Genomic DNA, 11637 nt, shown 5'->3' on the forward strand with positions numbered 1-11637 from the left:
AAAATTATGTTAGAAAAAAGTGTTCTTGAGCGCATTATAAATACAGCGCTTAATAGCCAAGCTGACTTTGCTGAGGTGTATATTGAAGACAAAATTCAATCTGCTACAATGATGCAAAGTAATACTATAGAACAAGCGGTTACCCAGAAAATTTTTGGAATCGGTATCCGTGTTGCTAAAGGATATAACAGTGTTTATGGCTATACCAATAGTAAAAAAGAAGAAGACCTCATCAAACTCGCTTCGGATTTATCAAAATCCTTTTTAGGTGATAGAGTTCGTGAAACGATAACGTTAGGTGAACTGAAAAAAGGAACAGCCCATCAAATTGAACGTATGCCAGATACAGTATTAATGGATGAAAAAGTAGCGTTGGTAAAAAAAGCCAATGAAGCTGCACGTGAATTCAGTGATGAAATTAAGCAAGTATCAATAAGTTATATGGATTATGTTCAAAATGTATGGATAGCAAGTAGTGAAGATATTTATGTTTACGACCAAAGAGTACGTACACGTTTAGGTATTCACAGTGTTGCAAGTGACGGAAAAGATATGCAAAGTGGATTTAATGGACCAGGAGGACACTACGGGTTTGAATTTTATAAAACATTTAGTGTTGAAGAAGCAGCTAAAGAAGCGTCTCGTGTTGCTGTAACGATGTTACATGCTGAAGAATGTCCAAGTGGTGTAATGCCTGTTGTTATTGATAACGGATTTGGTGGCGTTATTTTCCATGAAGCTTGCGGACATAGTTTAGAAGCAACTTCAGTATCTAAAAACGCAAGTGTTTTTAGTGGAAAACAAGGAGAAAAAATTGCTAACCCAATTGTCAACGCGATTGACGATGGAACGATCGAAAATGCATGGGGAAGCGCTAATTTTGATGATGAAGGACGTCCACAACAACGTCGTGTACTTATTAAAGATGGTGTTTTACAAAGCTATATGATTGATCACATTAATGGTATCCGTATGAACGCTAAATCAACAGGTTCAGGGCGACGCGAATCGTATCGTTTTGCGCCAACATCTCGTATGAGTAATACGTATATCGATAATGGTGACTCAACATTTAATGAAATTATATCTGCTACAGAGTTCGGACTATACGCGAAAAAAATGGGCGGTGGCTCAGTTAACCCATCAACTGGAGATTTTAACTTTGCAGTAATGGAAGGTTATATGATTCGTGATGGAAAAATTGCTGAACCTGTTAAAGGCGCAACATTAGTAGGAACTGGAAAAGATGCATTAATGAAAATTGATATGGTTGGTGACAACTTACTTCGTGCTCAAGGTATGTGTGGTAGTGTTTCTGGAAGTATTCCAACAGATGTTGGTCAACCAACGTTACGTGTTTCAAGCATGACTGTTGGTGGAAGAAAGGGGGCTAACTAATGAACTTTGATAAAGTATTTAAAATCGCAAAAGAAAAAGGTGTTGAGTCGATTCAGTGTTTTTATGAATCATCATCACAGTTAGACCTAGAAGTATTTAAAGGTGAATTAGAAAAGCATCAAATGGCTGATACTAGCGTTTTAACCATATCTGGTATCTATAACGGAAAAATGGGAAAAATGGTTACTGAAGTGATTGATTTAGAAGAAGCTGAGTTTTGGGTAGATGAAATCATTAAAAGTGCCTCGTTAATTGAATCAATGGATGAAGTATTTATTTTTGAAGGTAGCAAGTCTTATAAAGCGTTAGAAGGATTATATCAAGCAGAGTTAAATGAACTCCCAGTTGAAAAGAAAATTCAGTTGGTTTTCGATTTAGAAGAAAAACTACGTTTATTAGACACACGTGTTGATATTAGTGAAGCCTTTTATAGCGAAGTTACAAAACGTGTATTATTACAAAATTCAAAAGGATTAAAACTTGAAAAAGAAGTTAATAATGCAATTTTCGGTGCACACGTTGTAGCTAGAGAAGACGGCGATTCAAGAAGTGCTTTTGAATATGTACAGTCAAATATACTAGCAGATTTCAATGTTGATCAAATTGCAAATGATGCAGTTAAAAAAGCCACTTCTTTATTAGGTGCAAAAGCAATTAAATCTGGTGATTATGAAATTGTACTTCAAAATACCGCAAGCGCGTCATTACTTCAAGCTTATTTATCTATGTTTAGTGCTGAAAGTGTCCAAAAAGGGATGTCTAAGCTAAAAGATAAAATAGGTGAAAATATTGCAAATGAACATATTACTATCGTTGATGATCCACACATGACAAAGAGTCCTCGTAGTGGCGCATTCGATGATGAAGGGGTTAGTTCAGATTATAAAGAAATGGTCTCAAATGGAAAACTCACCACTTATCTACATAATTTAAAAACAGCAAAAAAAGCTGACACTAAATCTACGGGAAATGGCTTTAGAGGGGGAGTTTCTCCAACTAACTTCTATATTAAATCTGGAAGTGTAAACTATGATGAGGCAGTTGCTTCAATGAAAAAAGGACTCATTATTACTGATTTAGCAGGAACCCATTCAGGGACAAATGCTATTAGTGGAGACTTTAGTTTACAAGCAAGTGGTTTCTTAGTTGAAGAAGGTAAAGTTGTTAAACCTGTTGCCCTAATTACTGTTGCAGGGAATTACTTAGATATGTTAAGTGAAGTTACTGAAGTATGTGACGACTTGAAATTTAGTTTTAGTTTCATCGGTAGTCCATCATTAAAAATTAAGTCTTTAGTTGTTTCAGGAGAATAATTTTTTCAAAGCATCGCCTTTTGGTGGTGCTTTTTTTATGAAAACGTTAACTTGATATGAAAAGGGTTGATTGGTTTACATTTTGGTACTATTCATATATAATTAGTTTGAATAAATAGTATAATAGGAGGCTTTATTTTATGGCACTAGTATCAGCAAAAGCGATGCTGGAAAAAGCAAGAAAAGAAGGATATGCAGTTGGACAATTCAATATAAATAATATGGAATGGACAAAAGCAGTATTGACTGCAGCCCAAGAAAAACAATCACCAGTTATTTTAGGTGTGTCTGAAGGGGCAGGAAAGTACATGGTAGGTTATAATACTGTAGTAGGGATGGTTAAAGGTATGATAGAAACATTAAATATCACCGTGCCTGTTGCTTTACACTTAGACCATGGTTCTTTTGAAGGTGCAATTGCATGCATCGAAGCAGGATTCTCAAGTGTTATGTTTGATGGATCACACTATCCAATCGAAGAAAATATTGAAAAAACAAAAGAAATCGTCGCTTATGCAAGTAAACTCGGAATTAGTGTTGAAGCTGAGGTTGGTAGTATCGGCGGAGAAGAAGACGGTGTTACTGGAACAGGGGAAGTCGCAGATCCTAAAGAATGCAAAATGATTGCGGACTTAGGTATTACGATGCTTGCAGCTGGGATTGGTAATATTCATGGTAAATATCCAGAAAACTGGACGGGACTTGATATGGCGGTTTTAAAAGAAATTGGTGAAACAACAAATAACATTCCACTAGTATTACATGGTGGAACAGGGATTCCTGATGAGATGGTTAAAGAAGCCATCACTTATGGTGTTTCTAAAATTAATGTTAATACAGAATGCCAATTAGTATTTGCTGCTGCAACTAGACAGTACATTGAAGAAGGTAAAGATTTAAAGGGTAAAGGCTTTGACCCTAGAAAACTATTACAACCGGGTTATCAAGCTATTTTAGATGTTGTAAGAGAAAAAATGGACTTATTTGGGTCTACAAATAAAGCATAGTTATACAATAAGAGGAAGTGGTTTTATGAACCAATTTGACTTCGTATTAAAGGATTTTGTCAATTGGAAATTAGATAATATTGAGGTATTAGAGCGTTTCAAACATCATGGCTCATTCATATATGATCGCTTAGAACCGGTTTATGCGGTGCTAAATCATATTTATGAGCACGCTGTTGAAGAAGGACAGTTAGATGAGGAGTTAGAAACGATTTTTCAAGTTGGCCTTAATTATTTATATACTCAGTTCGAAGTAATTAAAATCTATTGGGAAAAATTATTTGCTTCTAATTGTGAGGCATTTGAAACCTTTACACCCCTTGTTGGCTATTTGCTTTTTATCTCTGATTTCAGAGCTGATTTAGAAGAAATTGAAGAAGAAATTGATTTTACACTACTAAACGAAGCGGAAACTATAATCGAAAATATGATTGCTGAACAACGTGAAGAGTTTGAGTATGCATCTGAAAAATTAAATCAAGCAATTCATGGTATCGTTGATACTTTAGATTTTGAATATGTAAGCATTATTGATATTTTCGTTGAAATTGCTGAAAATTTAAATATAACATTATCAACCGATGAAGCGTTTGTAATTGGAAAAGACATCTAAAAAGATGCCTTTTCTTACTTAGAGGTGAGTTATGGGATTTATTAGTGACATAAAAACGATAAAAAGAAAAGATCCTGCTGCGCGACATTGGTTGGAGATATTACTTACTTATAATGGTATGCATGCGGTTTGGATTTATAGATTTACCCACTTACTATGGGTATTAAGATTAAAGCTAATTGCACGTATCATTAGTGTATTTGCACGATTTCTTACCGGTGTAGAAATACACCCAGCAGCTAGGATTGGTAAGAATTTTGTTATCGATCATGGAACCGGTGTTGTTATCGGTGAGACCACTGAAATTGCGGATGATGTTCTTATTTATCACGGGGTTACACTAGGTGGTACAGGTAATGAAAAGGGTAAAAAAAGACATCCTACTATATGTACAGGCGCAATGATAGCCTCGGGTGCTAAAATACTTGGTAATATTAAAGTTGGTGCTTTTTCAAAAGTTGGTGCTAACGCAGTTGTTTTAAGAAACGTTCCAGACTTTTCAACGGCTGTAGGGATTCCAGCGCGTATTATACCAAATGAAAAAAGCTCTGAACTTGTATGTTCATTAGCTGTAATGGATACAAAAAAGCGATAACTAAAAAGTTATCGCTTTATTTTTTGAATAAATCAGTGGATAAATAACGTTCTGCATTGCTTGGAGAGAATGTGAGTATTGTAACAGGTTCATTGATAGAATGAGCTATTTTTAATGCGGCTGCAACGTTAGCACCAGTTGATATTCCAACAAATAAACCTTCTTCCTTCGCTAATCTGCGTGCAGTTTCAAAAGCTTCTTCATTTGTAATGGTTATGACATCAGAATAAATAGAAGTGTCTAAAATGTTTGGTATAAATCCTGCACCAATACCTTGTATTTTGTGTGGACCTGGCGAGCCACCACTTAAAATTGGAGAATCTTTTGGTTCTACAGCGGTTATAGTGAGATTTTTATAATGAGATTTCAATATCGTACCAGTTCCAGTAATAGTACCACCTGTTCCAACACCAACCACTAAATAATCTAGTGAATTAAAATCGCTTTTTATTTCTTCAGCAGTTGTTCGCATATGGATTTTAGGATTATTTATATTATCAAATTGCATTGGCATGAAGTAGTTATTTTCATCGGCTAATTCTTTTGCAATTCTTATGGCTTCTTTCATTCCTTTGGTTCCATCAGTTAATATGAGTTTTGCGCCATAACCTTCTAATATTTTACGTCTTTCAATACTTAAAGTATCTGGCATAGTAATAATTAAAGGAAAACCTTTAGCAGCAGCAACAAGTGCTAAACCGATTCCAGTATTACCACTTGTAGGCTCTATGATTGTCATACCATCTTTTAGTAAGCCTTCTTCAATAGCAGCATCTATCATACTTAAAGCAATACGATCTTTGACACTACCACCAGGATTAAACCATTCTAGTTTTAAATAAATAGAAGCACTTAATCCTTTGGTTAATTTATTTAATTTAACAATAGGTGTATTGCCTATTAGTTCATGAATATGATTTACAATCATTAATTAAACCTTCTTTCTTTACAACTATAGTATATATAAAAATGGGTAGAAAAAAATGGCAAATGCCATTTTTATTTTCTGTTTCTCATATGAGGGAATAAAATTACATCCCTTATCGATTGTGAGTTGGTTAACAACATGACCAATCTATCAACACCAATACCTAAACCACCTGCTGGAGGCATTCCATATTCAAGTGCTTCAATATAATCAATATCCATTTCAGTGGCTTCTTGATTTCCTAAATCTTTTTCTTGTAGTTGAGATTCAAAACGCTCTTTTTGATCAATAGGATTATTCAACTCGCTAAATGCATTTGCGTATTCACGGTTATCAATGAATAATTCAAAACGATCAGTAAAACGGTCGTCTTCTTTACTTTTTTTAGCTAGAGGACTGATTTCTACAGGATGGCCGTAAACGAAGGTTGGTTGAATAATTGTACCTTCAACGAACTCTTCAAACAATAAATTAAGAATATGACCAATACCATTAAAATGCGCAGGTACATCAAGACCCTTACTAATCGCGAAAGTTTTTGCTTGTTCATAAGTTAATGAACGATCCCAAAAATCTATTCCAACTGTATCTCTTACAGCATCAGCCATATGAAGTTTTTTCCATCCTGGGGCTAAGTTAATGGTTTTTTCACCATATTCGACTTCAGTCTTACCTAAGACACAGTAAGTTACAGATGAAATGATTTCTTCAGTTAAAGACATCATTGTACTAATATCACCATAGGCTTGGTATAACTCTAACATTGTAAACTCAGGGTTATGTTTAATGCTAATCCCTTCATTTCTGAAATTTCTACCTAGTTCAAAGACACCTTCAAACCCACCTACCAATAATCGTTTTAGATAAAGTTCAGGCGCAATTCTTAAGTAAAAAGGCATATCTAAAGTATTATGGTGTGTCTTAAATGGTCGTGCTGCTGCACCACCTAAAATAGCATGTAAAATAGGTGTTTCAACTTCTAAAAAGCCTTTTTCGTTTAAGATACTGCGAATTCTTGAAAGAATCTTAGAACGAATGATAAACGTATTTCTTGTATCTTCATTTGTAATTAAATCTACATATCTACGTCTGTAACGCTCTTCAATATCTTTTAGACCATGCCATTTCTCAGGAAGGGGTCTAAGGGCTTTAACAAGATGAGTAAACGTTTTAACTTTAATGGATAATTCACCCATATTAGTTTTCATAATAGTTCCAGCAACACCGACAATATCACCTAAATCAGCCTTATCAAAAACTTCAAAAGCTTCATCACCAACTTGGTCTAGGCGAACGTATATTTGAATTTGTCCGTATTGGTCCATAATATGCGCAAAACCGGCTTTTCCTTTACCACGTTTTGTCATAATGCGACCAGCCAAAATTAATGTGTCGGTTTTATCAGTGAGCTCTTCTTTACTGAAACCATCGTAAAATTCATGAAGTTTTTTTGTGTTAGTATTACGCTCAAATCTTGATCCAAATGGATCGATATTTCGTTCTTCTAAAAATGCTAATTTTTCTCTTCTTACGCGTTCTTGTTCAGATAATTGATGTAAATCATCCATTTTATTCACCTCTTTAAATTCGGGTTAATTATCGTTTGATAATCTACGCTCTTCAAGTATTTCATACATCGCTTTTGCATCATCTTTTTTCGTTGAATCTAATAATTTAATAACTTTGACAACAAATATTTTATTGCCATATTTAATTTCAATTATATCGTCAATACTAACAGTAGAACTAGATTTAGCGATTTTATCATTAATTAGTATTCTACCTGCATCAGCAACTTCTTTTGCAAGGGTTCTACGTTTTATTATACGTGATACTTTTAAGTATTTATCAAGCCTCATAAGGTTCTCCATTCTTACGAAAAAGGGTGAGAAACACCCTTTTAAGTTAGTTTAGAATGCTAAGTTTTCTTTTTCTTTTTCCTTCTCTTTTTCTTTCTCTAGAGCTTTATTATTTTTCTTTTCTAACCAAGCTAATTTACCAGTTTCTACAAGTTCCATGATATCTTCACGGGTTAATGTTTCAACTTCAAGTAATGTTTTAGCAATTAGAATTAATAAATCTGTATTTTCTGATAAAACTTTTTTCGCATTATCATAAGCTTCAGTAATAATTTTACGTACCTCAGTATCGATTTCTAAAGCAACTGTATCTGAGAACGATTTATCTGCAGAGTAATCTCTTCCTAAGAACACATTACCGCTACGTTTTTCATATTGGATTGGACCAAGTGAGCTCATACCATACTCGGTGACCATTGAACGTGCGATTTCTGTAGCACGTTGGAAGTCGTTATGTGCACCGGTTGAAACTTCGTTAAAGATTAACTCTTCAGCTACTCGTCCACCAAGTAAACCAGTTATTTGATCCATTAATCCTTTTCTAGTCATTAAGAATGATTCTTCTTCCTCAGGTAACATAAGGTTATAACCACCAGCTTGTCCACGTGGAATAATTGTTACTTTATGAACGATATTGGCGTTATCTAACTTTATACCTAAAACAGCATGACCAGCTTCGTGATGTGCAATAAAGTCACGTTCACGTTTAGAAAATACACGTGATTTTTTGGCAGGGCCCATCATTACACGATCTACAGCCTCATCAATATGATAAAGTTTTATTGCCGGTTTATTCTCGCGAGCTGCAAGTAAAGCAGCTTCGTTAAGTAAGTTTTCTAAATCAGCACCAGTAAATCCTGGAGTTCTACGTGCGATTTCTTCAAAAGTAACTGCTGAATCGATACGTTTATTTCTAGCATGAACTTTTAATATTGCTTGACGTCCTTTTATATCGGGACGTGAAATAGTAATTTGACGGTCAAATCGTCCGGGTCTTAATAACGCAGGGTCTAAGACATCAGATCTATTGGTTGCAGCCATAACAATGATTCCTGAATTTGCACCAAATCCATCCATCTCAACGAGTAATTGGTTTAGTGTTTGTTCACGTTCATCATGTCCTCCACCAAGACCTGTACCTCTTTGACGCCCAACAGCGTCAATTTCATCAATAAAGATTATACAAGGTGCATTAGCTTTAGCTGTTTTGAACATATCACGAACACGGCTTGCTCCAACCCCTACAAACATTTCAACGAAGTCAGAACCACTAATGCTGTAAAAAGGAACTTCAGCTTCACCGGCTACGGCTCTTGCGAGTAAGGTTTTACCTGTACCTGGTGCGCCTATTAATAAGACACCTTTTGGAATACGTGCACCGAGTGCCATGTATTTTTTAGGATTTTTTAAGAAATCTATAATCTCAGATAACTCTTCTTTTTCTTCATCAATTCCAGCAACATGTTTAAATGTAGTGGTTTTCCCACGGTTCATTTTTGCACGGCTTTTACCAAAATCAAAGGCTTTATTATTTCCGCCGCTACTTCTCATAAAGAAGCCAACAAGTACTAAAATAAGAATGATTGGAAGTAAAATGATAAATATGTTCCAAAACGCATATGAGGAACCTCTAATGTGTTGATAAGTAACATTATGAGGTGATGCATCTATTCGTTCAATAATATCATTTAAAACACCTTGGGTTGGGACTTCTAAGAAAAATTTAGTGCCATCCAAATAAGTACCTTCTATTAAATAGGCACCAGTATTAATTTCACCTGATATTGGGGTTGAAAAGACTTTGTCTATTTCGCCATTTTCTAATTTTACAATGAACTCAGTGTAAGTAAGTTCAGTCGGTTCTTCACCTGACTGTGTGAACATCCATATAGCAGAAAAGACAAATAAAAGGATTAAAACCATCACAATGAGGTTTCCGACTCTATTTGCTTTTGTTACTGGAGGTTTCGGTTGTGGTTGTGACATATTTCTCACTCCTTAGTTGTATATATTTCTGGTTTTAGCGTACCTACATAAGGTAAATTACGATATTTTTCATCATAGTCTAAACCATAACCTACGACAAAAGCTTTTGGAATCGTTTTACCAATATACTCTGGTTCAAAATTAATAACTCTACCTGCTGGTTTATCCATTAACGTGGCTACCTTGACACTTTTTGCACCACGGTATTTTAATAAATCAACAACCGATTGAATTGTTCTACCAGAATCGACAATATCCTCAGCTATGATTACGTGACGATTTTTTACAGGTGAACTTAAATCCATATCGATTTTCACATCACCAGTGGATTCGATGCCACCGTGATAACTTGATACATTCATAAAAGCCATCTCTATATGAATATCGATATGTTTAACTAAATCTGCCATAAAAGGAACGCAGCCTTTTAAAAGTCCTAAAACAATAGGAAACTCATTCTCGTAATCTTTAGATATTTGTTTACCTAAACGACTACAAATTTCTTTAATTTCTTCTTGAGAAATCAATACTTGTTCAATATCTTTTTCTAACATGTACGCACCTCGTAAATATAAACTTTTTTCTTTAATTTTTTTTGATACTTACTCATTTTTAAAAAAGGAATCCATAATACTTCCTTGTCATTTACTAGAAGTGGAATATTTTTTCTTTCACTTGGAGGTATCTTTTTTTCAATATAAAGATCTTTTATCTTTTTATGACCAAAAGAACACAATATTTGATCACCAGATTTTCGTGGTCTAATCATGATAGGAAATACTTTACTATTATACCATAACACTGTGTAATTTTCAGAAATTTGACTAGATTTCTTATGAGTTACAACATATGAGGTCTGTGTATCATAATGATAGGTTCCTTCTTGTGTAATTTCGATATATTTTTGAGAGTTTTCACTCGGTAGAGCAATGAAAAAATGATCGTACTCAATATGAAATTCTAAAATATTTGATATTGGATAAGTTAAATTTCCTTGATAAGTATTTAATAGTTTAATAAGCTGATCTAGTTGTTGTTTAGATAGATTATAAGTTTTATTTGTAAAATGATTAACCAAACGTCTTAAAATGTCATCTTGAACTAGTGGGTTTAATGTTAAGAATGACTCAATTGGAATACGTTTTTTGTGTTGTTTTATAAACTGTAAAGATTGTTCTTTGATTAAATCATTAATGGCATTTAATTGCTCAAGTCGTTCCAGCATCATAGTGTAGAAGGTATCTTTTTCATCCACTAATGTAGGAATAATTTGATGTCTAAAACGGTTTCTTGTATAAGTATCAGAATAGTTCGAGTAATCCTCATAATAATTAATCTTGTTTTTAAAGGCATAATCGACTAACACTTCTTTGGGTGTGTATATTAATGGTCTTAATAGAGTAATACCATTAAGTGGTGTTTCTAATTGAATACTTCTTAAATTTTGTAGAGGAGATCCTTTTACAAATTTCATGAAAAACGTCTCGATTTGATCATCTAAATGATGTGCTAATAAGATTTTCTTAGAATTGAATTTTTTGGCGACCTCTTTAAAGAAATTTAACCTTAAAGAACGTGCTACTGCTTGAAAATTTGACTCAATCGTTTCATCGATTGTATAACCTTCAAAAGGAACATTATGCTTATGTGCTAAGGTTTTAATTGCTTCATATTCAATATCAGATTCTTTACGTTGTTTATGATTTACATGAGCAATTATTACTTGGTAATTGTTATTAATAAGTATGTCAAAAAGTACCATAGAATCAACGCCACCACTTAGTGCTAGAATAAGAGGTTCTTCTTTGGTAGTAAGGGTATTTAGATGCTTTAAAATTGCTTCAATGTTAGACATAAAATCACCTGAATTAATTATACCATAAAAAGTCATTTCTTCTTACCTATGTGAAATGCTTTTAATTTCAAAATATTCGATGA

Annotated in this window: 10 protein-coding genes and 1 pseudogene; 5 read left to right on the top strand and 6 right to left on the bottom strand. The window is 34.0% G+C overall.

The features are described 5' to 3' along the window. The 5 genes and pseudogenes from ACHAJD_RS09080 to cysE all read left to right on the top strand — a co-directional run. A partial coding sequence (locus ACHAJD_RS09080; RefSeq protein WP_435585553.1) for a TldD/PmbA family protein occupies positions 1 to 1398 on the top strand: 1398 nt, incomplete at its 5' end. Continuing rightward, a complete protein-coding gene (locus ACHAJD_RS09085; RefSeq protein WP_435585554.1) occupies positions 1398 to 2711 on the top strand; it encodes a TldD/PmbA family protein in 1314 nt (437 codons plus the stop codon). The genes ACHAJD_RS09080 and ACHAJD_RS09085, both read left to right, overlap by 1 nt. 140 nt (positions 2712 to 2851) lie before the next feature. Beyond that, complete coding sequence (fba, locus tag ACHAJD_RS09090) at positions 2852 to 3718, top strand: class II fructose-1,6-bisphosphate aldolase (RefSeq protein WP_435585555.1); 867 nt, start codon at positions 2852 to 2854, stop codon at positions 3716 to 3718. A 25-nt stretch (positions 3719 to 3743) separates the two neighbouring features. Further along, positions 3744 to 4331 carry a hypothetical protein gene (locus ACHAJD_RS09095; RefSeq protein WP_435585556.1) on the top strand — a complete coding sequence of 196 codons (588 nt, stop codon included), beginning with the start codon at positions 3744 to 3746 and terminating at the stop codon, positions 4329 to 4331. A 31-nt stretch (positions 4332 to 4362) separates the two neighbouring features. Further along, positions 4363 to 4863, top strand: a pseudogene (cysE, locus tag ACHAJD_RS09100) (serine O-acetyltransferase); the annotation flags it as partial. Positions 4864 to 4942: 79 nt separating this feature from the next. Here cysE and cysK read toward each other — a convergent pair. The 6 genes from cysK to tilS form a co-directional block, all read right to left on the bottom strand. Continuing rightward, positions 4943 to 5854 carry a cysteine synthase A gene (cysK, locus tag ACHAJD_RS09105; RefSeq protein ID WP_435585557.1) on the bottom strand — a complete coding sequence of 304 codons (912 nt, stop codon included), beginning with the start codon at positions 5852 to 5854 and terminating at the stop codon, positions 4943 to 4945. Between the two features lie 71 nt (positions 5855 to 5925). Then, positions 5926 to 7422, bottom strand: coding sequence for a lysine--tRNA ligase (lysS, locus tag ACHAJD_RS09110; RefSeq protein ID WP_435585558.1), 1497 nt, complete (start codon positions 7420 to 7422; stop codon positions 5926 to 5928). Positions 7423 to 7446: 24 nt separating this feature from the next. Next, a complete protein-coding gene (locus ACHAJD_RS09115) occupies positions 7447 to 7713 on the bottom strand; it encodes an RNA-binding S4 domain-containing protein (RefSeq protein WP_435585559.1) in 267 nt (88 codons plus the stop codon). A gap of 51 nt (positions 7714 to 7764) precedes the next feature. Continuing rightward, on the bottom strand, positions 7765 to 9699 hold the full coding sequence (gene ftsH / locus ACHAJD_RS09120; protein ID WP_435585560.1) for an ATP-dependent zinc metalloprotease FtsH: 1935 nt from the start codon (positions 9697 to 9699) through the stop codon (positions 7765 to 7767). Between the two features lie 5 nt (positions 9700 to 9704). Continuing rightward, the gene (gene hpt / locus ACHAJD_RS09125; RefSeq protein ID WP_435585561.1) at positions 9705 to 10253 is read right to left on the bottom strand and encodes a hypoxanthine phosphoribosyltransferase; all 549 of its coding nucleotides are present in this window, start codon (positions 10251 to 10253) and stop codon (positions 9705 to 9707) included. Further along, a complete protein-coding gene (tilS, locus tag ACHAJD_RS09130) occupies positions 10247 to 11554 on the bottom strand; it encodes a tRNA lysidine(34) synthetase TilS (RefSeq protein WP_435585562.1) in 1308 nt (435 codons plus the stop codon). The genes hpt and tilS overlap by 7 nt, the downstream gene beginning before the upstream one ends. Positions 11555 to 11637 lie beyond the last annotated feature (83 nt).

The sequence above is a fragment of the Liberiplasma polymorphum genome (genome assembly GCF_043951795.1).
GTDB classification, from domain to species: domain Bacteria; phylum Bacillota_I; class Bacilli_A; order Izemoplasmatales; family Izemoplasmataceae; genus Liberiplasma; species Liberiplasma polymorphum.